At 54.5% G+C, this 23,888-nt stretch carries 28 protein-coding genes and 1 pseudogene; 13 read left to right on the top strand and 16 right to left on the bottom strand.

The annotated features are described in order from the left end of the window. Nucleotides 1-49: 49 nt before the first annotated feature. Together hemA and K0M74_RS01535 are read left to right on the top strand one after the other, a co-directional pair. Nucleotides 50-1,264 (top strand): 5-aminolevulinate synthase, encoded by a 1,215-nt coding sequence (gene hemA, locus K0M74_RS01540; RefSeq protein WP_293967202.1) that lies wholly within the window; start codon nucleotides 50-52, stop codon nucleotides 1,262-1,264. An 84-nt stretch (nucleotides 1,265-1,348) separates the two neighbouring features. Then, nucleotides 1,349-2,110: a carbonic anhydrase gene (locus K0M74_RS01535; RefSeq protein WP_293967201.1), complete on the top strand. Its 762-nt coding sequence runs from the start codon at nucleotides 1,349-1,351 to the stop codon at nucleotides 2,108-2,110. A 218-nt stretch (nucleotides 2,111-2,328) separates the two neighbouring features. On the opposite strand, the gene K0M74_RS01530 is transcribed toward K0M74_RS01535, so the two are convergent. The 3 genes from K0M74_RS01530 to K0M74_RS01520 form a co-directional block, all read right to left on the bottom strand. Beyond that, nucleotides 2,329-3,633 carry an acetyl-CoA hydrolase/transferase C-terminal domain-containing protein gene (locus K0M74_RS01530; protein ID WP_293967200.1) on the bottom strand — a complete coding sequence of 435 codons (1,305 nt, stop codon included), beginning with the start codon at nucleotides 3,631-3,633 and terminating at the stop codon, nucleotides 2,329-2,331. Between the two features lie 167 nt (nucleotides 3,634-3,800). Then, nucleotides 3,801-4,205 (bottom strand): DUF302 domain-containing protein, encoded by a 405-nt coding sequence (locus K0M74_RS01525; protein WP_293967199.1) that lies wholly within the window; start codon nucleotides 4,203-4,205, stop codon nucleotides 3,801-3,803. A 104-nt stretch (nucleotides 4,206-4,309) separates the two neighbouring features. Next, nucleotides 4,310-5,062 (bottom strand): cytochrome b/b6 domain-containing protein, encoded by a 753-nt coding sequence (locus K0M74_RS01520; RefSeq protein ID WP_293967197.1) that lies wholly within the window; start codon nucleotides 5,060-5,062, stop codon nucleotides 4,310-4,312. Nucleotides 5,063-5,355: 293 nt separating this feature from the next. On the opposite strand from K0M74_RS01520, the gene K0M74_RS19785 reads away from it, so the two are divergent. From K0M74_RS19785 to trxC, 4 genes are all read left to right on the top strand, one after another. Further along, nucleotides 5,356-5,940, top strand: a complete 585-nt coding sequence (locus tag K0M74_RS19785; RefSeq protein WP_366932621.1) for a hypothetical protein — start codon at nucleotides 5,356-5,358, stop codon at nucleotides 5,938-5,940. A gap of 42 nt (nucleotides 5,941-5,982) precedes the next feature. Continuing rightward, nucleotides 5,983-6,504: an RcnB family protein gene (locus tag K0M74_RS01510; RefSeq protein ID WP_293967193.1), complete on the top strand. Its 522-nt coding sequence runs from the start codon at nucleotides 5,983-5,985 to the stop codon at nucleotides 6,502-6,504. A 208-nt stretch (nucleotides 6,505-6,712) separates the two neighbouring features. Continuing rightward, nucleotides 6,713-7,756: an FAD-dependent oxidoreductase gene (locus K0M74_RS01505; protein ID WP_366932620.1), complete on the top strand. Its 1,044-nt coding sequence runs from the start codon at nucleotides 6,713-6,715 to the stop codon at nucleotides 7,754-7,756. A 396-nt stretch (nucleotides 7,757-8,152) separates the two neighbouring features. Then, nucleotides 8,153-8,599 carry a thioredoxin TrxC gene (gene trxC, locus K0M74_RS01500; RefSeq protein ID WP_293967191.1) on the top strand — a complete coding sequence of 149 codons (447 nt, stop codon included), beginning with the start codon at nucleotides 8,153-8,155 and terminating at the stop codon, nucleotides 8,597-8,599. A 161-nt stretch (nucleotides 8,600-8,760) separates the two neighbouring features. On the opposite strand, the gene fixJ is transcribed toward trxC, so the two are convergent. The 6 genes and pseudogenes from fixJ to K0M74_RS01470 form a co-directional block, all read right to left on the bottom strand. After that, nucleotides 8,761-9,411: a response regulator FixJ gene (gene fixJ / locus K0M74_RS01495; protein WP_293967189.1), complete on the bottom strand. Its 651-nt coding sequence runs from the start codon at nucleotides 9,409-9,411 to the stop codon at nucleotides 8,761-8,763. Next, the gene (locus K0M74_RS01490) at nucleotides 9,401-10,915 is read right to left on the bottom strand and encodes a PAS domain S-box protein (protein ID WP_293967188.1); all 1,515 of its coding nucleotides are present in this window, start codon (nucleotides 10,913-10,915) and stop codon (nucleotides 9,401-9,403) included. The genes fixJ and K0M74_RS01490 overlap by 11 nt, the downstream gene beginning before the upstream one ends. A gap of 208 nt (nucleotides 10,916-11,123) precedes the next feature. Then, nucleotides 11,124-11,597 (bottom strand): BON domain-containing protein, encoded by a 474-nt coding sequence (locus tag K0M74_RS19780; protein ID WP_366932625.1) that lies wholly within the window; start codon nucleotides 11,595-11,597, stop codon nucleotides 11,124-11,126. Next, a pseudogene (locus K0M74_RS19775) lies at nucleotides 11,577-11,669 on the bottom strand (ornithine aminotransferase); the annotation flags it as partial. The gene K0M74_RS19780 and the pseudogene K0M74_RS19775, both read right to left, overlap by 21 nt. A 211-nt stretch (nucleotides 11,670-11,880) precedes the next feature. After that, nucleotides 11,881-13,497, bottom strand: coding sequence for an MBL fold metallo-hydrolase (locus K0M74_RS01475; protein ID WP_293967186.1), 1,617 nt, complete (start codon nucleotides 13,495-13,497; stop codon nucleotides 11,881-11,883). After that, nucleotides 13,467-14,282, bottom strand: coding sequence for a universal stress protein (locus K0M74_RS01470; RefSeq protein ID WP_293967184.1), 816 nt, complete (start codon nucleotides 14,280-14,282; stop codon nucleotides 13,467-13,469). Before K0M74_RS01470 ends, K0M74_RS01475 begins: the two co-directional genes overlap by 31 nt. Nucleotides 14,283-14,373: 91 nt before the next feature. On the opposite strand from K0M74_RS01470, the gene K0M74_RS01465 reads away from it, so the two are divergent. The 5 genes from K0M74_RS01465 (at nucleotide 14,374) to K0M74_RS01445 (ending at nucleotide 16,517) form a co-directional block, all read left to right on the top strand. Next, nucleotides 14,374-14,535, top strand: coding sequence for a DUF2892 domain-containing protein (locus K0M74_RS01465; protein WP_366932624.1), 162 nt, complete (start codon nucleotides 14,374-14,376; stop codon nucleotides 14,533-14,535). A gap of 6 nt (nucleotides 14,536-14,541) precedes the next feature. Beyond that, nucleotides 14,542-14,862: a hypothetical protein gene (locus K0M74_RS01460; RefSeq protein ID WP_293967182.1), complete on the top strand. Its 321-nt coding sequence runs from the start codon at nucleotides 14,542-14,544 to the stop codon at nucleotides 14,860-14,862. 428 nt (nucleotides 14,863-15,290) lie between these two features. Continuing rightward, nucleotides 15,291-15,584 carry a hypothetical protein gene (locus tag K0M74_RS01455; protein ID WP_293967180.1) on the top strand — a complete coding sequence of 98 codons (294 nt, stop codon included), beginning with the start codon at nucleotides 15,291-15,293 and terminating at the stop codon, nucleotides 15,582-15,584. Between the two features lie 48 nt (nucleotides 15,585-15,632). Next, nucleotides 15,633-15,923, top strand: a complete 291-nt coding sequence (locus tag K0M74_RS01450) for a hypothetical protein (RefSeq protein ID WP_293967178.1) — start codon at nucleotides 15,633-15,635, stop codon at nucleotides 15,921-15,923. Nucleotides 15,924-16,073: 150 nt separating this feature from the next. Then, nucleotides 16,074-16,517: a hypothetical protein gene (locus tag K0M74_RS01445; RefSeq protein ID WP_293967176.1), complete on the top strand. Its 444-nt coding sequence runs from the start codon at nucleotides 16,074-16,076 to the stop codon at nucleotides 16,515-16,517. 26 nt (nucleotides 16,518-16,543) lie between these two features. Here K0M74_RS01445 and K0M74_RS01440 read toward each other — a convergent pair whose 3' ends face one another. After that, on the bottom strand, nucleotides 16,544-17,092 hold the full coding sequence (locus tag K0M74_RS01440; protein ID WP_293967175.1) for a DsrE family protein: 549 nt from the start codon (nucleotides 17,090-17,092) through the stop codon (nucleotides 16,544-16,546). Nucleotides 17,093-17,225: 133 nt separating this feature from the next. Between K0M74_RS01440 and K0M74_RS01435 the strand changes: the two genes are divergently transcribed. Next, nucleotides 17,226-18,092, top strand: a complete 867-nt coding sequence (locus K0M74_RS01435; RefSeq protein WP_293967173.1) for a class I SAM-dependent methyltransferase — start codon at nucleotides 17,226-17,228, stop codon at nucleotides 18,090-18,092. On the opposite strand, the gene K0M74_RS01430 is transcribed toward K0M74_RS01435, so the two are convergent. Next, nucleotides 18,089-19,336, bottom strand: a complete 1,248-nt coding sequence (locus K0M74_RS01430; RefSeq protein ID WP_293967172.1) for an MFS transporter — start codon at nucleotides 19,334-19,336, stop codon at nucleotides 18,089-18,091. The two genes, K0M74_RS01435 and K0M74_RS01430, sit on opposite strands and share 4 nt — an antisense overlap. Before the next feature lie 284 nt (nucleotides 19,337-19,620). On the opposite strand from K0M74_RS01430, the gene K0M74_RS01425 reads away from it, so the two are divergent. After that, a complete protein-coding gene (locus K0M74_RS01425) occupies nucleotides 19,621-19,968 on the top strand; it encodes a rhodanese-like domain-containing protein (RefSeq protein WP_293967170.1) in 348 nt (115 codons plus the stop codon). A 65-nt stretch (nucleotides 19,969-20,033) separates the two neighbouring features. On the opposite strand, the gene K0M74_RS01420 is transcribed toward K0M74_RS01425, so the two are convergent. Genes K0M74_RS01420 through K0M74_RS01400 form a run of 5 tightly spaced genes read right to left on the bottom strand, consistent with a single transcriptional unit; the run spans nucleotide 20,034 to nucleotide 23,816 of the window. Beyond that, a complete protein-coding gene (locus K0M74_RS01420) occupies nucleotides 20,034-20,729 on the bottom strand; it encodes a DUF202 domain-containing protein (protein ID WP_293967168.1) in 696 nt (231 codons plus the stop codon). After that, a complete protein-coding gene (locus K0M74_RS01415; RefSeq protein ID WP_293967167.1) occupies nucleotides 20,726-21,982 on the bottom strand; it encodes a DUF3422 domain-containing protein in 1,257 nt (418 codons plus the stop codon). Before K0M74_RS01415 ends, K0M74_RS01420 begins: the two co-directional genes overlap by 4 nt. Before the next feature lie 55 nt (nucleotides 21,983-22,037). Further along, nucleotides 22,038-22,775, bottom strand: a complete 738-nt coding sequence (locus K0M74_RS01410) for a DUF2490 domain-containing protein (RefSeq protein WP_293967165.1) — start codon at nucleotides 22,773-22,775, stop codon at nucleotides 22,038-22,040. Nucleotides 22,776-22,788: 13 nt separating this feature from the next. Next, complete coding sequence (locus K0M74_RS01405) at nucleotides 22,789-23,187, bottom strand: metalloregulator ArsR/SmtB family transcription factor (RefSeq protein WP_293967163.1); 399 nt, start codon at nucleotides 23,185-23,187, stop codon at nucleotides 22,789-22,791. Beyond that, nucleotides 23,184-23,816 carry a peroxiredoxin gene (locus K0M74_RS01400; RefSeq protein WP_293967161.1) on the bottom strand — a complete coding sequence of 211 codons (633 nt, stop codon included), beginning with the start codon at nucleotides 23,814-23,816 and terminating at the stop codon, nucleotides 23,184-23,186. The genes K0M74_RS01405 and K0M74_RS01400 overlap by 4 nt, the downstream gene beginning before the upstream one ends. Nucleotides 23,817-23,888: the final 72 nt, after the last annotated feature.

The following is a 23,888-nucleotide window of genomic DNA, read 5'->3' as shown; positions in this document are numbered from 1 at the left end:
CAGCAAAGTTTGAGTGCTGCAGCCGACATAACCTTAAAGGAATGACGATGTGAATTACGATAAGATATTCTCGCAAGCGATTGATAAGCTTCACGGAGAAGGGCGCTACCGCGTTTTTATCGACATTTTGCGCAACAAGGGCAGCTATCCCAATGCACGCTGTTTTGCCGGGCATAACGGGCCAAAACCAATTACCGTCTGGTGCTCGAACGACTATCTTGCGATGGGCCAGCACCCCAAGGTGATTGCGGCGATGGAAGCAGCGCTGCATGATGTTGGCGCAGGCTCGGGCGGTACGCGCAACATTGGCGGAAATACGCACTACCATATCGATCTTGAAGCTGAACTCGCCGATCTTCACTGCAAGAACGGCGCGTTGCTCTTCACTTCGGGCTATATTTCAAACGAGGCGACGCTCGCGACGCTCGGCAAAATCTTGCCTGGATGCATCATTTATTCAGACGAACTCAACCATGCGAGTATGATCGCGGGCATTCGCAATTCTGGCTGTGAGAAGCGCGTGTGGCGGCACAATGATCTGGCGCATCTCGAAGAGCTGCTGTGCGCAGACGATCCCGACTCGCCGAAATTGATCGCGTTTGAAAGCGTCTATTCGATGGACGGAGACGTCGCGCCAATTGCCGAGATATGCGACCTTGCCGACACCTATAATGCGCTGACCTATTGCGACGAAGTCCATGCCGTCGGCATGTACGGTGAACGCGGCGGCGGGATTACCGAGCGTGATGGCGTTGCCGACCGCGTGACAATTATTGAAGGTACGCTGGGCAAAGCGTTCGGCGTCATGGGCGGCTATATCGCCGCCGATAAAGTGATCGTCGATGTGATCCGCAGCTACGCGCCTGGGTTCATTTTCACGACCAGCTTGTCGCCGGTGCTAGTCGCAGGCGTATTGGCGAGTGTCCGGCATCTCAAGGCTTCGAGCGAGGAACGCGAGGCACAACAGGCGGCCGCAGCCTATCTCAAGCAATGCTTCGCCGATGCGGGCCTTCCCGTCATGAACTCTTCAACACATATCGTGCCGCTGATGGTCGGCGATCCCGTCGAGGCCAAACGGATCAGCGACATATTGCTCGCCGAATACGGCGTCTACGTCCAGCCGATCAACTACCCTACCGTCCCGCGGGGCACCGAACGCCTCCGCTTCACCCCGGGCCCAGCGCATAGCAAAGCGATGATGCGGGCGTTGACGGATGCGTTGGTTGAGATTTGGAGCCGATGCGAGCTGCGTATGGTTGCGTAATGAATGGCGCCCTGAGCATGTGTTCGCATTCCCTCCAGGGCAGAATTTAGCGACCGACTATCACTGTAATTTAGGAGACATGCCATGGAAATGACGCGACGGAATATGGTATCGGCCGCTTCATTTGCTGCCGTCGGCAGCGCATTTGCGCTCGGAACAAGCCCTGCCTCAGCGACCGGATCAAACCCGCGCGCTTTGCTGCCGCCAATGGCGTCAGTCCCTCAGGCAGATGGAAAGACCCTGCTGACCCCCAATCAGGCACTTGAACGGTTGCAAGAAGGAAATCGCCGATTCGCGGCAGACCAACCAACCCAACCGGACATTTCCGTCAAACGACGCGCTGCGATTGCGGCTTCTCAGGCACCCTTCGCCGTGATTTTATGTTGTTCAGATTCGCGAGTTGGCCCCGAACAATTGTTCGGAGCAGGATTAGGCGAATTGTTCGTTGTGCGTACAGCCGGAAATTATCTGGATACAGCGGGAATAGGCTCGGTGGAATTCGGTGTATCGGTGTTAGGCGCACCATTGGTTGTTGTACTCGGTCATGAGCGGTGTGGGGCTGTGAAGGCTGCAGCAGCCGTCCTCAAGGACAATGTCGCCCTGCCGGGTTCACTTGGTCCCTTGGTAGAACCAATCATACCCTCCGTGATTGACGCAAAGGCGAACCTCAAGCCAGGCGATGATCTGATTGAAACGGCGGCTAGAATTCATGCAAAACGCGTCGCGAAGAGATTGAAAAACACGCCGGACCCTGCATTCGCGGCCCCTAGCAGCGCGGGCAAGCTGAATGTCGTAGCGGCCTATTATGATCTTGATACCGGCCTTGTGGAAATTCTTGATGTCTAAGGGCCGGACCTAAAACCGAATGACAGACCGGTTGACGCCGGTAGGTTCAGGCGATGGGGGTGAAGCATTATTTGCGTATGCCGGTCGTGACAATTGCGGTTGATCAAGCCCATCTTGGCGCAGGCCTGCCACTTCGAGCGTGTTTGCGATCGCCGGATTCAGCGTCTTTAGCTGTGCCAGCAACAAGCACTCCGGCGCGTCTTGTGGACATATGAACGCTATCGCACGCTGTTGGCTAACCCATCGCGGAACCCGGGATGAGCCAAACTAATCAGCGCATCGGCACGTTGGCTCATCGATTTGCCTTTAAGGTCGGCCCAACCATATTCGGTGACGATGATATGCGTATCGTTGCGTGGCGTGGTGACCGGTCCGTCGAGAATCGGGATGATGCGCGATACGGTGCCGCCTAGCGCGGTCGACTGGCAGGCGATGATCGACTTCCCGCCTTTCGATGCAGTTGCACCCCTGACGAAATCGAGCTGCCCTCCCGAGCCGCTGTACTGCCGTCCCAAAAGATGTTCCGAATTGCAGGCACCGCCTAGGTCGATCTGAAGTGTGCCGTTCACCGAAACGACGTTGTCGTTCTTCGAGATATGCCTCGGATCATTGACGATGTTCACCGGCAGGGAATAAACTGCGGGATTGTCGTGAATGAAGTCGTAGAAGGATGCATCGCCCATCGCGAACGTGAATACGCTCCGGCCCCTGTAGGTGGCCTTTGCCTTGTTGCTAACCGCGCCGCACTGGATCAGTTTTGCCAATGCTGGCGTCAGCAGTTCGGTATGGATGCCTAGATTCTTACGGCCTTCCAATAGGGTGCAGACCGCTGCGGGAAGCGTGCCAATTCCCATTTGCAGGCAGGCTCCGTCATCGATCATGCCTGCGATGATTTTGGCGATCGACAACTCTGCTTTGCTTGGTGTGCCGTTTGTAATCTCCGGGAGCGGGGTATTGTTTTCGACGATTGCATCAACTTCGGAAACGTGGAGAAGCGAGTCCCCGAATACTCGGGGCATGGCTGGGTTAACCTCTACAACGAGCCTCCGTGCACTGCGCGCGGCTGTGGACGTATAGTCGTTGCTGGTCCCGAACGTGAACCACCCGTGGCGGTCCATCGGCGAGACGGTGGTGATGCAGGCGTCAATGTCCACGCGCTCGGACAGGAGTTGTGGCGACGCACTAAACGCCACCGGCACAAATTCGACCGGTCCATAAGAGCCAAGCAACGGATCATCCTTGATCAGCGCCCTCTCAATTCTGCTAAGAAACATGCAGTGCGGGCGCAGCCGATCGAGAAGCTCTCGCCGCAATACTGTATTGCCAGCGGCATCCAGAGAGTGGAAGTACCATAATTTGAGATCGCCGATCCCTGCATCCTCGATCCGGCGTGCCAAGGCTTCAAGTAGTGCAGGCGGCTCCGCGACGGCCATTCCCATTGCTAGGTTCATGCCGGAGCTGACGCACTCCATTGCCTCATCAGCCGTGGTTAGCTTTGCGCGATAAAAATTCTGTGGCGTCATTGGACTTCCTTTGGGCTGCAGAAGTCCAAATCGCTCAAGCGATCAAGAGTTGCGGCGTGCCTGGTCATCAGCGTCGAGGTGATCAAGCTGTATCGCAAATTAAAAAAAGCAAAGAACGCGAGCCGCAGCTCGTGGTTTGAAAGGATGTAGAACAATGCCGTAAACTCTTATTGCTCGGCAAAAGCTGTTGTCTGATCGGTCGCTAATCTGTCGATTACGCGTGCCAACTTTGCGCGAACCTCAGCAGCAGCCTTAGTCAATTCCGGGTTCTCAATGGCTTGCATTGCGGCGACCGGGTCAATCGCGGCGACTTCGATCTCGCCGTCCTTCACTTGCTGTACGATCACATTGCAGGGGAGCATCAACCCTACTTTGCTTTCCAGCTGCAGCGCTTCATGCGCCAATGCAGGATTGCAGGCACCGAGAATGACATAAGGTCTAAAATCAACACTGATCTTTGCCTTGAGCGTTTGTTGGATATCAATGCGGCTTATCACGCCGAACCCTTCAGCCTTGAGTGCGGCCTCAGTGAGATTGATGGCCTCATCAAACTCTTTATGCAGCGTTGTCATTATATAATAACACATATGTATTCCTCTCAAACCTCGCCGCTTTAGAACCGAACTGGTCATGATTTCTCGTCAAAATGATGAAAAGACACAATTTATCTTGATCCTTACTTGTCTACTTCCTCAACAGACGATTCTTCTCTGAGCATTTCTACTTCATCAGTCTCACCACTTTCAATCTCAGCCATTTCCGTTGTGCGCGGCATGAATGCCTGTGGATCAATTGTGATGACACCCCAAATTGCACTCGCAATCGCTGCCAGCCCGGCCATATAGGCGAAAAGTGATGGTGCGCGTGCGCTTTTAAATGCACTATGGCGCGCGCCTGACTTTGAACCGACAATCATCGCGCGTACCAGATTATCGCGCGTCAGAACTGACATCAAAGCAACCGCTGCGACATGGAGCGCGACGAGAGCCAGCAGGCTCCATCCGACAAGTTCGTGGAGATCTTCACTGGCCATCGCTCCGCCTGTCACAAGCTGAGCCCCCGTTGCGATTGTAATCCCGCTTACGACGATCAGAAGGAATGACGCAATCCAGCCCACCGGGTTGTGACCAAGCGTTGCCTCCGGCTTTAAGCGGAACATCTCCTTGATATGGACGGCAAGCCCGCCACCTTTGAACGCGCCTGAAAAACGGGCGTGCTCGCCTCCAACAAAGCCCCATACAAGGCGAAAAGCAATCAAAACGGCAGCGACCCATCCAGACGCGATGTGCCACTGATTAAGCACGCTACCCTCTTCCGCTGAGAGAAATGCCACAGCAATGGCTGCCACAAGAAACCAATGAAAGAGCCGCAGTGGCAAATCCCAAACAAGAATGCGTCCGGCCTGAGGGATGTGGTCGCTGTGGGACATTAGAAACTCCAATCGCGCTGGATGGCAAAGAATATCACTCCAGATGCCACATAATTCGTGGGCCAAAACTACGTATGTAACCTTATATATTATGATTTGGGCTCAGCTAAAAGCGGCGGTGTCTTGCTGGGGCGGTTGTTTACCTCCCCCCCCCTCGAACTCTGCTCCAGTGAGACGAAGTTTAGGAATTCGATCAAGCGCAGCAATGGCTCAGATCGATTAAGTCCGAAATTACAAATTCCGGCTCCTTCGCGCGGTCTGCAGTTTGTGATGCCCTTAAATGGAGAAAACAGATGATTTCAGTTCGTAAAAAAAGAGCTGTTGTGAGCTTTGCCGCTGTAATGGGATTTGCGCTGACTGCCCCGGCATGGAGCCAAGGCGGCGGTCGGTCTGCGCCTTCTCGCCCGACCCCTCCGGCAGGGCAAGTCGACCGTGTGCAGGATCGCATGCAGACGCCTGATCAAGATCGCCTGCGGGACCTGGACAATGTTTATCTTGGAACACAGGATCGCGTCCGTGTCTTTGATCGTGATCGTGATGGCAGCCTCAGCCGGCCAGAGTTTCAACAATGGCATGACTCCTCGTTCAAAGCGCTTGATTCGAATGGCGATGGCGAATTCAGGCTTGAAGAATTTCAGGCGGTTCGACTCGGCCCGGGTCCCAGAAGCAGTGGGCAGAGTCCCCAACGGCAGCGCGCCGAAGAGCGAGCCCAATCCCGCAAAGCTGAGAGATTCAGGCTGATGGACGGTGATGGCAATGGCGCTGTATCGCGCACCGAATATATGAACTTCGGCGAAATGAACTATCTCGACGCCGACGGAAATGATGACGGCCAGATAACCGTGCGAGAATTGCAGCAGTTCCATCGGGGCTGGTAAATTCGAACCCAATCTCATTCCACAACGCACTAAGGAAAAGCTATGAAACCTGTTACAACTTCACTTGCTGTTCTGGCAATTGCTGCTCTATTGTCGGCGCAAGCCCAAGCGCAACCGTCAGGACAGCAAAAGTCGCGTGGCAACGCGCCAGCGTTGCCGCGCAGTAGCGCCCCGCCAGCTCATGCCCAGCGTCATCGCGATACTCCGCCGGTGACGCGTGACCGAACGCCACCCACATACCGGACAGGGGTGCGCCCCCCCAATCTTGAACAGCGCCGACGCGAAGCTGATCCAAAGACGTATCGCCACAACTACCAGTCGGCCCAACGCTATCGTTGGAACACCTATGTCCGGCCGCAGGGCTGGTACTCTCACCGCTGGATTTACGGCGACATCCTTCCGACGCTTTTTTGGACCCGGACCTATTGGATAAGCGACTTCTGGCTCTTCAATTTGCGTATCCCGCCGCTGGGTTATGTTTGGGTGCGCTATGGCGATGACGCCCTGCTCGTCAATACGACCACCGGCGAGATTCTTCAGGTCGTCTATAGTGTCTACTATTAGAGACAGATGCAAGAATTGCGGGCCGTAACGCCTCCTCCGAGTCCGCACATTCCTAGAAAAGGGGCTGTCATTGTACTTGTTTCCTGCGCTAGGGTTCGACAGCTAGCTGCCATTAGGGGTGCGGACATCCGGTGGCCTACAGGGGGCACGCCGTTGGCGCAGGCCAGACAATCATCGCCACTGCGGCGAACAATCAAGGCAATGAACGATGTCAAACCAATCTGCACTGCCGCGTATTGTCATCTTGGGCGCAGGCCTTGGCGGCACGATTGCGGCCTTTGAAATAATGGAAGCGGTTCAAGGCAAGGCGCATGTGTCGGTGATCTCCGATAGTGAACGCTTCTCCTTCCTGCTTTCCAATCCCTGGGTTGCGATCGGCTGGCGCACGTCCGACGCCGTGCAAGTCAAACTCTCCCCTGTCTTCGAGAAACAAAAGATCGCGTTTACAACCCCTAGCGGAAAACGACTGCATTCAGCGGAGAACCGCGTTAAACTCAACGATGGTCAATCAGTCGCCTATGACTATCTCGTGATTGCGACTGGTTCTGACCTTGCCTTTGACGAAATTACCGGCCTTGGCCTGGATGGCGGCTACACGGTATCTGTTTGCAAGACGGCGCATGCCGAAGACACAGCAAAGGCGTTTGAGAGCTTCTGCAAGGATCCCGGCCCGATCATCGTTGGCGCGGCACCGGGCGCATCCTGTTTTGGTCCGGTCTATGAATTTGTGATGATCCTCGACACTGAGCTGCGCCGCCGCGAAATCCGCGACCGCGTGCCGATCACCTTGGTGACGCCCGAACCCTATGTCGGGCGTCTCGGGTTGGACGGTGTCGGTGATACCAAATCCGTGCTCGAAAGCGAACTCCGTGAACGCCACATAAAGTGGACAACCAATGCGAAAACTACGTCGGTCGAACCCAACATGCTGCATGCCGATGAGATCGGACCCGATGGCGCGGTTTGTAAGACCCATGACGTGCCTTTCAAATATGCCATGATGCTCCCCGCCTTTCGCGGCATCCCGGCAATATTCGGCATTGAAGGCCTGACCAGCCCTCGCGGCTTTGTGCTGGTTGACGAGTATCAGCGCAGCAAGACCTTCCCCAACATCTTCGCGCTTGGCGTCTGTGTTGCAATACCGCCAACGGGACCAACACCCGTTCCAGTCGGCGTCCCCAAGACCTGCTTCATGATCGAAAGCATGGCGACTGCCATAGCCCATAATCTGGAGTCGCTGGTCAACGGGTAAGAGCCAAGTGCACAGGCGACTTGGAACGCATTGTGCCTGGCCGATTTTGGCGACAATGGGGTCGCTTTTATCGCTGAGCCCCAGATACCGCCCCCACAATCGAAACTGGTCAGGTCACGGCCGATGGGTGCATCTTGGAAAGATTGGGTTCGAGAAGTATTTTCTGCGCAAGATTCGAAAGGGTGAAAGCGAGCCCTTTTATGAGAGTTTGGCGCTCAAACTGATCGGGCTTGAAAAGTTGAAAACCGACGAGAGCAGCTCAATGTTGGCGCGTTGAACTGTCGACGCGCTACTCCACTTCAGAAACGAGGCATTGTTGACAATGGTATCCCGCTTTCATTTTGTGATTTTAACTTGGCTTCCTGCGTGCCCGGTTGACATATAAGAGTTGTATCCATGACACAAACCAACGCGACAAATATTGCCTGCCCAGCGTGCGGAACGCTCAACCGGGTTCCACGCGAGAAGCTCAATGCAGGGGGTAAATGTGGCCGCTGTGGATCGATGCTTTTTGGCAAGCAGCCTGTTGTCTTGGCGCCCACAAACTTCGATGCCCATGCCTCCAAGAGCGACATACCACTTCTCGTCGATTTCTGGGCAGGCTGGTGCGGCCCCTGTCGGCACATGGCGCCCGCTTTCGCTGAGGCTGCAGCGCAGCTTGAGCCCTTTATGCGTCTGGGCAAGCTCGACACAGAGGCCGAACAAACAATCGCTGCTCGTTTTGCCATTCGCTCTCTTCCCACACTGATCCTGTTCTCCAAGGGCAAGGAAATTGTACGCCAGTCCGGTGTGATGTCGACCGCATCAATTGTGAGCTGGGCAAGACAAAATAGCGCGCGATAGCTTGTGTCAAGAAACAGGTATTTCGGTTCCGTGAAGTGGATTGCGAAAGCCGAATAGCCGATTCAATCGGTTGAACAGTGATTGGCGCAACAGCGCGATTTATTCACATCGTTGTGTGCCATTGCGTCGCTACTGCGTTTCCATCCCAAGCCTGCGCTAAACTAGGTCGCAGAGACGCTTGGGATATGCAGAACCGGTTCCGAACCATCTTCAGCGGCAAAAGCAATACGGAGCGCTTCGGACAGACTGCGCGCGCGGAGCTTCTCCATCATATTTGCTCGGTAGATCTCGACCGTACGTGGTGAAATCCCGAGATCAAAGGCGATGGTTTTGTTCGGATATCCTGCGACTAGCCCGTCGAGCACATCATGTTCACGCCCGGTAAGGCTTGCCAGACGCACCCTGGCTTCACCAGCCTTCAAATCCTTGTCATGATTTCGGTCAAGCCGACTAATGGCCTCCTCAATCGCATAGAGCAAAGTTTCCTTTTCATAGGGCTTCTCGATAAAGTTGACCGCCCCGGCACGCATCGCTTTGACCGCGACGTCGACATCGCCGTGACCGGTGAGGATCACGATTGGCATATCGATCCCGATCGTGTTCATTTCCTGCAAAACTTCCAGTCCGTCCATTTCCGGCATGCGAACGTCAAGCAGTACGCAGCCGCGCTCGGCATGCTTTGCGTCCTTCAGGAATGCGACGCCCGAAATGTAGGATGCCACGCGGTAGCCGGCGTGCTTCAGCATAAACGCTGCTGACCGGCGGACAGCATGATCATCATCGACAATGTGTATTAGTTTTTCAGTCGTCATTTTGGCTCTCCCTTGAAACGCGCGTTAGCGTAAAACGGAATATGGTGCCGCCGTCGGGATTGGGCGCGACCGACAGTTTCCCGCCATGCGCTTCTACGATAGTGCGGCAGATCGACAGGCCCAGGCCCATGCCCTGTGCCTTAGAACTGACAAAGGGTTGGAACAATTGCCCTGCCATTTCATCAGAGAGGCCATGCCCGGTATCCGATACCGAAATATCAACCTGATTTTGTTTATGTCCGCGCGCTCTCACGGTCAGATGTTTGGTCGTAGATTTGTGCATGGCCTCGATCGCATTGCGCATCAAATTGACCATCACTTGTTGTATTTGCACGCGGTCAGCCAGAACATTGTCGATGTCGGGATCAATGTCGATCCACCATTCGACTCCTTGTTCACGTGCACCGACCAGACCTAGCGTGGTCGCGTCGTTGATCAGCTTGCCGAGCGACAAATTTTGCATATCGAGTTCCCCTTTGGACACAAAATCGCGCAGGCGGCGCACAATCTGCCCCGCACGGATTGCCTCCTTCGCCGCCTCATCCAAGGCCTCGCGTAGCGTTTCTTGAGTTTCAGGCTTGTCCCCGCCGACCATATCGCGCCCAGCGGAAACATAATTGGCGACGGCTGTGAGCGGCTGGTTAAGCTCATGGGCGAGGGCCGAGGCGAGCGTGCCGACCGCGCTGAGGCGTGACGCGTGGATCAGTTCGGATTGAACCTTGTTCAGCTGCGCCTCGGTCGCATGGCGCTCGGTCAGATCACGGATGAAACCAGTAAAAGCACGGTGCTCACCCGTGCGCGCTTCGCCAACGGATAGCTCCATCGGGAAAACCGTCCCGTCGCGGCGTTGCCCTTCGACCGTGCGCCCGATGCCAATGATCCGTTTTTCGCTGGTTTGAAGATAGCGCTGGATATAGCCATCATGTATGGTCTTGTGTGGCTCAGGCATCAGCATGTTGACATTGAGCCCCAGAACCTCGGCTTCGGCGAAACCAAACAGCTTTTCTGCGGCGGCGCTAAAGGAAGTAATCAGGCAATGCTCGTCAATCACGACCATCGCATCGGGAACCGTTGCGAGTATGGCTTGTAATAGTGCAGCGCCATCGGCCGCCGCTTTCAGCGCCTCCTCTCGGCGGCTCACGTCGCGGGCTGTTGCGATAACCGCGATGATGTCACCTTCAGAGCTTTTGAGGGGAGCCATGCGGCATTCAATCTGCTTGGTACCGCCGTTGAGCGTGTTCAGTTCCATTAAAAGCGGTGCGCCAATGCCCGATGTGTCATTGCCGAGAATTGCCAGAAAATGATTGCGAAATTTGGGAAGGCTACGAATAGCGATGATCGACAGTGGCGAGCGATTAGGGATATCGTCAACTGAGGTGGCGCCAAGCATCGCGAGGCAGGCCGGGTTCACATCGACAATTTGGTGATCAGGGCTGACCACAACCATCGCCTCGGGCAGCGTGGCGACCATCGCGCTTAGATAGTCCGCGTGGCTAAATCCCATTTCGCTTCCAACCAATAGACTCGACCTCCTGCTTTGACGCTACACGGCTATCGTGCTGATATCTACGGCTGTGATCCCAATATGGGCGAAAGCCGCAATCCCGCTCTCGATCGCCCCACCGGAACCCCCATAGATATATATGGGCCCGCACGCGTTGATGAGTGCGGCCCGCCCCTTCCCCTCGTATCGAATGAAGAAAAATCGGAAGTTAGATAACGGTGATGTTGTCTTCAATGCGATTAACGCCTGGAGCAGCCCAAGCCGCACGCTCTGCAATCTGGCGCTCGTACCAAGCGTGGACTTGGCCACCGAGCCTGACGGTACTGCCATCGGTCATAACGGTGATCGTGCTCGCGTCCAGATCGGCATTGCGCTTGAACGCGGCCACAATCCGATCCTTCACATCGCTCGGCGACGGACGCGTCTTGACTTCGACAAGGTTGGTCACGCCTTTGACGCCGGTGATGCGTGACGCAAGATCTTTGGCTGACTGGCGGTGGAAGTGATAATCTACCGTGCCGCTCAGTGTAACCCAACGATGCTCAACCTTCACCGCGATCATGTCCCGATGGATTGTTACACTCCAGTCGAACATGTCAGCAATGCGTTTGGCAATTTCTGGGTCAGATGCCTTGGGGTCACTCGGTAAGCGAACCTCGATTTCTTCAGTAAGGCCGCGCACACCCTTGACGCGACGCGCGGCCTTTTCGGCGGCAATTTTGGAGGTATATCTGGCGACAAAGCCGGACAGCGTTACAACGCCATCCTAGGCGGCAACACCGATATTGGCGTGGTCGACGCGCGGTTCCCATTGCAGTTCATCCACCACGTCCTGTTGCAATTGACTGTCGGTCTTCATGACTATTCTCCTTGATCTTGAGGGCGATCTGGTTTCAACCTAATCGTGCGTGTCTGACCAAGTTTCTGGCCCTGCAAAATCGGGAACCATCCCTATGTGAAACCCTTTATTGTCCCTCAACGCGTTCGAGCGCGCGCTGGATCGACGCGACAGCGCGTTCGCGAGCAGCATCGGAGGGCAAAGCACGCAGCCTGTCTCCAAGGCCGGATTCAATGTCGGCGAGACCAGAAACCCAATCCTGCGGGGCGATTAGAGCTTTGGCATCAGCGCGTGGTGCTCCGACATTTTGAGCGACCCGCCCAGGCCTTAGTTCCCAAGCGCTGCCAAGCTCAGGGATGATCACCGCACCAAAACCAGTCGTCGCCCTGACATCATTTGCCAAGGTTGAGAGTGACTCATTTTCGCCGTGGACAAGAAAAATAGAACCGGAAACTGGCGCGCGTGCTATCAGCCACTCAAGCAGTGCCGAACGATCTGCATGTGTCGAATAGGACTCAAGTGCCTTGACCTCGGCACGAACCGGAACGTCATTTCCAGAAATCCGAACATGATGGGCGCCATCTCGCAAGACAGCACCAAGCGTCCCATGAGCGAGAAAGCCAACAAACAACACCCGTGCCTTGGGATGAGGCAAATTGTGAAGCAAATGGTGCCGGATGCGCCCGCCTTGGCACATTCCCGACCCGGCTATGATCACTGCGCCGGTTATGCTGTTCAACTTCTTCGATTCTGCGGTATCATGCACGAACCTGATATTGGGATGATCGATCAGATCAAAACCACCGTGTCGATGCCGCAACGTTGCACGTGTGATACGCTCGGCAAGCGGGGAGTCGACGAAGACACTAATCGAGCCCAGTCGCTTCGCTTCAAACAGCGAAGCAAGGTCCTCCAGAATAACCTGTGTCCGTTCAACCGCGAAGGCCGGGATCAAAAGATTACCCCCGCGCTTCAGCACGTCCTCGACATGTACAGCAAGCTGTTCGCGGCGGTCGCTAATCAAAACGGGCGCGCGGTGGCGGTTGCCATAAGTGGATTCACAAATGATATGGTCATAACCACCCAGTTCGACCGATGGACACGGTATAGCAGACCCACCGCCAATATCGCCCGAGAACAATATCCGCACGCCGGACAGTCTAAGTTCAACCGATGCCGATCCAACAATGTGTCGGGCATCCCAAAGCCGGAAGCCATCACCATCGCCAAGGTCGTTCCAAGTACGATACATGGCTTCACGAGTCTGACCGAGACATGTGGCTACATCGTCAGCAGTGTAAAGCGGCACAAAGGGAGCAAACCCCAACCGATCCGGTCTCTGGTTGCGACGCTCTGCATCGGCCACTTGGAGTTTTGCTGAGTCCAGCAACAGGGGCTCAATGATGTCGGCGGTTGGTTCAGTGGTCCAGATAGGGGCCCTACATCCGCTTGCGACCAGATAGGGCAATCGTCCGCTATGGTCGAGATGGGCATGGGTCAGGATAACTGCAGTGACTGCCGACACGTCAAAGGGTAGCTTCTCATGGTTGAGCGCCTCCAGCGTGCGCGTGCCCTGAAACATCCCGCAGTCGATAATGATGACTTTGCTTTCACTTCGAATTTCAAAACACGAGCCGGTGACGGTTCCTGCTGCCCCGTGAAAGAGGACTTCCAATGGTTTCATGCCGATGGCCTCTGAACTGATTGTTTGCTCTAGCGCGACAGGATAAGCGGAACCGGACATTCAACAAGCGTGCTTCGCGTTACACCCCCGAACCAGTATTCGCGTGCGCGGCTATGACCGTAAGCCCCCATGACCAGATAGCTGGCATCGAGTGTCTGAGCCGTCGCGACAAGTTTCTCGGCAACCGTATACGAACCCTTGCTGTCACTAATCACTTCCGACGAAATATTGTGACGAGAAAGATATTCAGACGCATCGAGCGACGGAAAATCGAGATCTTTTGCTTCGTCGATTGCGACAATATGTACAGCGGACGCCTGCTGCAAAAGCGGTAGTGCAGCGCGCAGAGCGTTACCGGCTTCGAAACTGCCGTTCCACGCGACAACCGCCGTGCCAACCGGGTCCAAGCCTTTGTTTCCTTCAGGTTGCACCAAGATGGGTGTGCGTGACGCCTTCAATAAGTCACCAAACATGGCCAAGGCGGGATAGGCTGCGATTTGGCTGTGGCGCGACCTTCCGACGATGATGATATCAGCGAGTGCTCCGTGACTGACCAGCGCGTGGGTAGCGTCCGAAGTTGTCTGATCATAGGACCAAGCAACGTCCTCATGGGTCAGATGCGCTTCAATCTTGGACCTCATTCTGGCTTCTTGCTCTTCAAGCGCCTTCATGATGTCATTCATCACGAACGTACCGCCGAAATTATCAAAAGCGACATAGGCGTTGATCGGGGTAACATGCAGACATGAAAGATGCCCGTTTGAAGATCGGACAATTGACAATGCTGTTTGTAAACGCGATTCCATGCCATCATCGTCTTGAACGTGAAGAAGTACCGATTTCAATTTCTGTCTCCTAGCAAGCCGACCTTGGAGAGGTGGCTGTTGAATAGGATTGAAGTCTAGTCGGACCAAAGAGTGAGCTACATCAGGGACAATACGGATACAGGATGCGCTGTTCCACTCGTCGATTGCGCTGGTCTTCATTGGCCCGCAGACCCAGCTTGGCTGGATCGGACTCATTCCCCTGGTGACCGGCTTGGTCGGGCGATGTCCGGCTTACTCCATTTTCGGAATGAACAGTTGCGCGAAACCATAGCGCTGGATGTTTGATCAGCTGGCCCTTGCAACGGTGATGGTGGTGCTCACCGTACTGATGCATGGCGCTGGCATTGCCATGCTTGCCAGAGTTTTGCGGTTCGATCCGAGCAAAACCGAAGCACATCACCATTTCTCGCTTCGACATGCTGTTCTCATTCTCGCAATCGTATTGGCGCTGTTCACGCTTCACGGCATCGAGAATTGGCTTTACGGCGCTGTCTATCTGCTGCTCGGGGCGGTCGCTGATCTTGAGGCTGCGGCGTATTACTCAACGATCACCTATGCCGGGATCGGTTTCGACGATGCCGACATGGTTAAACGTTGACGCGTTGTCGGGGCGATTGAAGGAGTCAACGGCGTTCTGCTACTCGGCTGGTCAGCGGCCTTCTTTGTCACTGTGGTCGCCCGGCTACGGCGCTGAGCCAATGGACGTGATGCGGGCAACCCAGAACAAGGCATGTTGAAGCATGCATGGCTCGACGCTAGCAAATACGTGCCAATACGGATTGTGGGCGAACGACCTCGCTATCAGGAATGGTTGGGTTGGCTGCAAAAGGCCAAGGCGAAAGGTAGCAAAACCGCAATTCTTCGAACGACTAGCCAATGAAAACTACGCCGCCTGCTCAGGAACCTAGACTAGCATTCGAAATCTCTGTTCCAGACCGCAATCGCGTAAGGCATATCGCGTTGATCGGCAACCATCTCCCGCGGCGGTGTGGCATCGCGACTTATACCACTGATGTCTCCCAAGCGATGGCACTGCGCTATCCCGACATTAAGGTCGATATCTGGGCGCTGAACGATCCGGGCAAACATTATGCTTACCCAGATCGCATCAGTGGGTTGATAAACCAAGATGAGTTGGCGTCCTATGCACGCGCCGCCCGCGGCATTACGGCGAGCGGCGCTGATATGATCTGGATTCAGCACGAGTTCGGCATATTTGGCGGCAGAGCAGGTGATTATATCCTGTCCCTGATAGGCCGGATGAAGGTGCCAGTAGCAGTCGCGCTTCATACCGTTCTGGCCGAGCCTGATCCTGACTAGAGGCGTGTAACGCTGGCGCTGATGGACGGTTGCGAGACGATCATCGTCATGGCTGATGCCGCGCGGATGATTCTACTCGAACCCTATGGAGCAGACCCGGATCAAGTCGTGGTCGTTCCTCACGGGATACCGGACAGGCCATTCACATCTACTACATCGATGAAGGTGAAGCTGGGCCTTGAAACTTGCGATGTGATCCTGACCTTCGCCTTGCTTTCGCTCGGGAAAGGAATCGAGACGATGATCGCTGCGATGCCGGATATTATCGCGCGAAATCCCGGCGCACTTTATCTTGTCCTTGGTACGTCGCATCCGCATTGCATCGCGCAAAATGGCTAGTCCTATCGAGAGTCCCTGATTGCGCTCGCCGAAGACCTGAGCATGACAAACTATGTTCGCTTCATCGATGCCTTTTTCAATACCGAAGACGTGCTCGATTATTTTGCCGCCGCCGATGTTTACGTGACGCCGTAACTCAACTGGGCGCAGGTGACATCAGGCACGCTCGCTTATGCGGTGGGATTGGGCAAGCCAATAGTCTCGACGCCCTATGTTCAAGCCCGCAAATTGCTTGCTAGCGGGCTGGGACGCCTGGTCGGTTTCGGAGATAGTGCAGGGTTCAGCTCCGCCATCAACAGTCTGTTTGCCGACCCCAATTCCTTGCTGGCATGGTGCAGACGCACTTATACGCTTGGCCGGACGATGATTTGGTCGCGCCTTGCTGAAGCCTCGCTTGCGCGTTTTGAGGATGTAGTAGGAACGACAATATCCCTACCCTTGCCAATCGGTCCGCCGCTGTTTCCCAAACGACCTGGCACCAGCGCTCTTCAACGGATGGAGACGGTGCTGACAATAGGAATGGGCGATACCAATAAAATTCAGGTCTCGGCCAAGCGAGGAAGTGATGGAATTTATAACTGCCCGGTCGGCTAGCCTTTGACCAGATGCACCATATTCGCTCAAAACGGGTTTAGCGTATATCCTTGCTGCTGTAACACAGCATGCGCCGTCATTGCTGACAACGAAATTTCCACACCGGGTAGGAGATCGGACTTTGCAATACCATGTGCGGCTGCACTCTGACCGCAAAGGTAGAGCTTGACCCCGTGTGCTTGGAGCTGGCGTATCGCTTCGATATTTCCGTTTTGAGCACCGTCCTTTTTCGCGGAATAAAAATTAGCCGTCGTCAAGTCGAGCGCGGCACCGCCATGCACTACAATGGCCAGATCGATATTTTTTTCGTCGATGCCGGCCGCTACATGCATATTGATAAAGCGTGCAGCGCTTTCAATTGTCCGATTGAGCTTCCCAGCGTCTGCTGGTGCGGCGACATCAAACGCCACTTTGAACGCAGTTGTGGATGGAACGGTCAATGCGCCTTCCACGGGTGCGACGGGTCCGAATTCGGTGAATACTGGTCCCTTTTTAAAGCTACCCTCAGATGCAGTGAGCGGTGCGGCCGAAACCGCAGCAATGGAGGCAAGGATAAGAAAAGCTCGCGATTTCATTTTGAAGGCTCCTTAATGTTACATTTTGGATTGATCGTAGGCGTTCCCTCGATTGTCTCAATGCAAATTACCTTGCTAACTCACTTTTTATAGCAGATTCGTAACATAGGTTTAACTTTGAGGTTCCATTCAAATGCAACAATCCGATCTACATGCGCCTGATGAACTAAAGGCTGAAGATTGGGCCGGTGAAATGGGGGTCAAATGGCTTGCCAATCTGGACCGGTTCGAGAGCATGATTGCACCGATTGGAACAGCGCTTCTTGATCATGCGGCATTCAAGCCCGGCGAACACGTCCTTGACGTCGGGTGCGGAGGAGGCGGAACGACAATTGCGATCGCGCAAGAAGTCGGATCAAGTGGATTCGTAACAGGCCTCGATATCTCGCCGGTCCTGATTCAAGCATCGCGCACGCGCGCGGAAAAGGTCCACGCCAACAACACGAGCTTTATCTGCGCGGATGCAGCGACAGCAAAACTCGAGCAAGCACCATTTGACCGCCTGTTCTCGCGGTTTGGAAGCATGTTTTTTGGCGAACCAAAGGCTGCCTTTTTCAATCTTCATGAGATGGTCAAGCTGGGCGGCAAAATCGATCTCGCCGTCTGGGCGCTCCCCAAGGAAAACGCCTGGATGATGGAGATGATAGGCGTGGTGCGATCGCATATTGATCTTCCCCCAACCGAGCCACGTGCCCCAGGTCCATTTGCCTATGGAGAGCGTGATTATTTGAGGGAGATATTGCTTTCCGGTGGATTCGAAGATGCTGAGATCATCGAATGGATTGGGCTACTTCCCATCGGTGGCGCAAACGCCTCCCCCGACGATGCTGTTCGGTTTGTTATGTCATCGATGGCATTTGCAAGCCACCTTGCTGAGGAGGATGTTGGGTTGCGCTTGCGGATCGAGAAGGAACTGCTGGCGCTGTTTGCTCAATACTACAAGCCAACTTCGGGTGTCATGATGCCCGCCAAGGCCTTGCTGGTGCCGGCCAAAGCCTAATGCGCTGGCGTGCGCAGCGTCTCGCTCATCCGGATTGCCACAATGCAACCAGACAGGAAGGTAAGACTGGCAACGACGATGGCAGCCATCGATAGCCCGAAATAGTCGGCAACAACGCCTGCAATCACCGCACCGAAGGCGTAACCAAGGTCGCGCCATAGCCGGTATACGCCAACCGCAGACCCGCGCCACGACGGGTGGGCGATATCGCCGATGCTGGCAAGCAAAGTCGGATAGACCATCGCAGTCCCGAGACCCAAGAGTACTGCACCAACAGCAAATAGCCCAAAACCAGCCGATAGCGCCGTGACCAAGATGCCACCAGCCTGGACCCACATGCCTGCAGCAATAAGCCATTTGCGGCCAATACGATCAGATAGGCTTCCAGTAATCAATTGAGCGACGCCCCAAACCCCCGGATAGATTGAAGCGAGGATGCCAATTTGCGACAGATTCAGCCCAGCTGCCACAAAAATGAGCGGGAACAGACCCCAAGCCATGCCATCGTTCAGATTGTTGACTAACCCCGCTTGCGTAGCCGAGGAGAGATTTCGGTCACGCCAAGTCGTCTGTTTGAATATCTCGGCTTCGCTATATTGGCCATCCGTATCCGCAACATGCGACGCAACTTCGACTGCGATATGCGACCGGGTCTCGCGAACCGCGAGGATCGACAGTAGCAGGCCTGCGGCGACGAAGCCGACGCCGAGATAAAAGGGTTCGGGCCGCAGGCCATATCGAACGGCGATATAGCCCGTAGCCCAAGCCGAGGCAGCGACTGCGAAATATCCCGCAAATTCATTGAGTCCCATTGCAAGGCCGCGATTTTTTGGGCCCGCAAGATCGATCTTCATGATGACTGCGGTGGACCAAGTAAGACCTTGACTGACGCCCAAGAAAACATTTGCTACAATAATCCAGGTCCAGGTGGGACCCCACATCAGCAGAAACGGCACAGGTGCAGCAATGATCCAGCCAGCGATCAGAACTGGCTTGCGGCCCCATCTGTCCCCTAGCCGCCCGGCGACGTAATTGGAGAAGGCCTTGGTGACGCCAAATACTGCGATGAACGACAAGATCGCGGTTCGCTCGGCTAAGCCAAACTCGACTTCGGCGAGCGTTGGTAGGATTGATCGTTCGATACCGATCATCCCCCCGACAAATGCGTTTATAACGACGAGCAAAGCAAATTGAGGAAGATTCTCTACTATCCCGAGTTTGATCGTTGCCTGTTGAAGAGCCATTGCGTGTGCCTTTTAACTATTTTCATATCCTTTATGCCATGCGGCGGATAAAACGAGGCAATATTGATCAGCAAAGGCAAACCAAAGTCGTCTGATAATCCCCGGCCTAAAGGATGAAAGGTGTGACTGAGGGGCGCAACATTCGTGCTTCAATTGCAGTATTTGGCTAATTCGGCCACACTCGCATATATCGATCCCTAATCCGCGTTGTGCAGTTGACGTTGGGAGTTCGGTTCAGTCTAATAGCGCGCACTTTCCACGACACGAACGAAGACGGAGCAATAATGGCCTACACTCAAAAATTTCAGGATCTCGCTGATGCAGCGCAGGCTCGTGTGTCGGGCGTTGCAGCCGAGGATGTCAGCGATCTTGTCGCTCACGGAGCTGTGCTCGTCGATATCAGAGACAGCGAGGAGCACCAAGCTGATCATATCGCAGGTTCAGTCAACGTGAGCCGGGGTAAACTTGAAATGAACATTGAAGGCGTAGTGCCCGATCTTGATACGACCATCCTGTGCTACTGCAATGCCAACAATCGCGGCGCGCTGTCCGCTGACACCCTGCGAGCAATGGGATATAAAAATGCGAAATATATAGCTGGTGGCCTCAAGGCCTATCGCGCACAAAGTTAATCGGTTTATTCCATGTGGCACCAGACCTACAGAACGCCACGAGATAGGGCGCCACCCTCTATCGATTATAAATAGACTGTTGTGAGTACAAGATAGCCAATGATGGCGACCGATAGCAGGACGATCCCGGCTGACGTCCCAATGACCATTTGCCGGTTGGATTTAAAGTCGCCGCGCTCGATTGCCCTCTCGATCAAAAAGAAATGGCACGCAGCCAATATGGCAATTAGACTACCAAAAACCATCATGCTGACCCCGATGGGTAGTGATGCTCCTGTTCCCGACGTTTTAAGGTCTGGGTCAAATCGGCTCGCAAGCTCATGCAGCCACAAGCCGAATTTGGCTACTACAAAGCCAAGGCTGATGATCGCTACCGATGTCCTTATCCATGCGAGAAAAGTGCGCTCGGCGGCGAGATGTTCCGTTATCTTCTGGTGAACCGGCAGCATTGGGGCGGGTTCTTCAGCCACATGTTCGGGTTTGAAATCACCCACAGCTGTTACTCCCCAAACACCGAGGCGCGGAGACGTTTTGGTGACATGGGCGGTGGCAAAGCGTTTTGGATCATTCAAACAGCTGGTTTGGTGGAGACACGCAAAAGCTGAAGCTGGGCTGCGTTCCGTATTTTCTAAAAATGCGGTATCGCGACCTGTTTTTTTACCAATGACGGAAAAATCCCGGCGTGGGGCTTGGATGCTTCGGTACTGATCGCTGAAAACGTCTAAATGGTGTCCCGTTACCGCCGCTTTTCTAACCATCATCGCGTCCTGTTCATGCGGCGACGCAGATAGAACCACGCAACCATAATAACTGCGGGCGTCGCGTATGCTACGATATGGTTGGAATCAATACCCACTAACACTGGGTCAACAGCTTTGACCATATAGGCGATGAGCCCCACCACATAATAGCTTACACCAACCACCGACAGGCCTTCCACCAGATGCTGAAGTTTCAACTGGCGCGCAGAGCTCTCGTTCATCGACGCAAGCATCTCGCTATTTTGATTTTGAATGCGCATTTCTATTCGCGTTCTGAGCTGCGCAGTTGCTCGTTCAATACGCTGTGCCAATGATTCAAGCCTGATCCCAAACGAGCGGCATGTCTTTACAGCGGGGAGCAGCCGCCTTTCGGTAAAGCCCGCCAGCGTTTGATAACCCGCTATGGGTTCGGCCTGCAGTGCGTGCAATCGGTGCAGCGCGACTTCGCTATATGCCTCTGTGGCACTCATCCTGTACGCTGTTTGCGCATTCAGAGCAGTCGTGCGCGCGGCAAGATCGATGAGTGCGTCAAGGAGCAGGTCGTCGTGGTCGGCGACCACGATCTTTTCGCTAATCTCAAGCAACTTAGCCTCACGGACGGCTAGTTCAGGGCTGTTCGTCTGCGTTACTTTTAACCCCAGCAGAGCCAGGTTGCGATAATTCCCCAATTCCTGAAAGCGTTGCACAGCCCTGCCCAGATCGAAGGCTGACATACCGTTGGCGGCGACCAGCAAACGGCCGAATCCATCTTGGCCGAGTTTGAAGTCCGACCAGAAGCGCGCTCCGCCAGGTACGCGGCAACTCACCAGATTGTCCCGCTCGAAAATGTCTTCGTTTATTATGGCGTCCGCTATTAGGTCATCTTCGACAATCTCGATACGAATGGCGCGAAGCACTTCACCGGGCGCTTCATATAGCCAGTTCATCGCAGCATTTTCATGCTCTGCTACAACAAATGGGTGTATGCCGGCACCCGGAAGAATGATTGTTGCTGTGCTTGCTTCGCTTTGCTGCTCCCAAAGAAATTCGATACCCTCGTTGCTGCAACCATCAACATGGCGGTCACTTTGTCTGATATGTGTTTGCGCGATCGGCATGGCCGCGACATGCAAGGCCTCAACCGCCCGATCATCAGATGCTACAACCCGCAATATCTGAATCATCCGCAACGGCGCTGCCAACGCAGGCATTCGGCGCAGATGCAGTTCGGAAACAACCCCTTCCCGGTCTTTGTGGTTGGTGAATGGCATCATCACTCTCCTTTCCAGGGCCGCCTTGCTATGCCCATCACGTTCTTCGCAATGGCCATCAAAAGCGATACGAAAGAGTGACGGGGAAAATGTGGTCGACCCGGTTCGGCGCGTTGCGGCGTTTGATGTACCGATTGAGATATCCAGCTTCGAGCGCTACGCTTTTCGTCACGGGGACATTGACGCCGATGAAATTTCTCCATTGCTCTAACCCGCTATTGCTGCCTGAGATATTTGTACGGAGCGTAAAATATGGCTCTGTCGATATGATGAAGCTAGCCCGGTCAGACTGAAGAGGCATCGCCAGCCTGAGTTGCTGCCGGATACGCCAAGCAGTGCCATGAACCTTCTCATAAGACCGTTGCTCGATCCGCGTTCTCGCAGAAAAATGAGCATTGCCAATTTTCCCCAAGTTCAAACTCACCTGTTGGGACAACCGATTTTCCGCAATCTGCGAACCGTTGTCAGGATGCTGCTCAACTCTGGTATAGCCTATCCACACACTTGCATTCTTATGCAATTGATAGCCAATCATTGGCCGGAGAACGGTCGTGGGTTGCCGCATCTGCGCATCATCAGAACGGACCGATATTTCTGCCGAGCCAAGCCAGTGACCGCCTATCGAACCCGAAGCGGACACACCCGCCCAATATTCGGTATCAGGTTCAGAAGCGGACGCATGTGCTGGAAATGCGCTGATCAGCAAAGGGGCCAAAAGCTTCCTGCGCCACCCTCCATTGGGCACGTGTTGCACGTGAATGCAGCGCTTGCTCATTTGCGGCATCAACAGCTTCAAGCCGAGCGCTCGATCAGAGAATTTTGACAAAACTGGCTGCTCCAGCCGGACGTTTGATGTCCTTTTTCAAAGGAGGGGAAGTGATTACCTCACCCAATGCGACTTCGAGATCGTGGTTATCGCCCAGTATGACTTCCATGCTGCGCACGCAGAGACGCACTTTGTCATCAGCAAGATCATACCAAATCTGTTTCGACACCCGACGCGTTCTAACAAGTTCGTTTCGGCGCAGTTCGGCCAGTTGCTGACTAAGCGCGGGTTGACCTATGCCCGTTACAGCATCAATCTCACTCACCGTATGCTCGCCGCGCAGAAGGCAGGATAGGATCATTAGCCTTTGCGGCTGTGCATAGACTTTAAGTTTGTCTGCAGCGACCACGGCATGGGCACGGCTCTCAAAGAGCGCCTTCATTTGGTTTCGACTTTCTGACAAAACCAGCCCTGCCCAGGGAGCATCTCTGAGAGCGTAGCTGCCGGAAGAGCAAGCAATGGGTCACCGTTTTGCCAACCTTCAGGTGTAAGCCCCTTGCCGTCGGAAACGGCTTGCAATGCGCAGAGCAGTCGCAGCATTTCAGCAACCGAGCGGCCAACATTGTGCGGATAGCATGTTGATGCCCGCACAACGCCTTCGGGGTCGATAAAATAGCTTGAGCGGATCGCTGTACTATCAACGGCTGTCTCATCGATCATGCCATAGGCGCGGCCCACTGCCATGCTCGGGTCTTCAACTATGGGAAACGGTATTTTTATCCCATGCTGATCTTCAATCGCGCGGACCCAAGCCAGATGGGAATAGAGGCTGTCCACAGAGAGGCCGAGTAGTGCACATCCCGCCGCTTCAAACCGATCCACGGCCCTTGCCAAAGCCAGAAACTCAGTAGTGCAGACCGGAGTGAAATCGGCTGGGTGCGAAAAAAAAATGAGCCACTGCCCACGAAAATCAGCGAGCGATTTCTCTCCCATCGTCGTTCGCGCCCGAAAATCGGGAGCTTTATCCCCCATCCTTATCGGCGAAATCGACTGCACAATTGCCTCGGTCATAATGTCATCCTGCTTTTTCGATTTGCTGTCATCGCGATCCTATTGACGCAGCGTAGATAGTATATTACATAG

Source organism: Sphingopyxis sp. (assembly GCF_019459305.1).
GTDB lineage: Bacteria > Pseudomonadota > Alphaproteobacteria > Sphingomonadales > Sphingomonadaceae > Sphingopyxis.
Note: the sequence above shows the minus strand (reverse complement) of the source record. Positions and strands in the feature narration are given on the sequence as shown.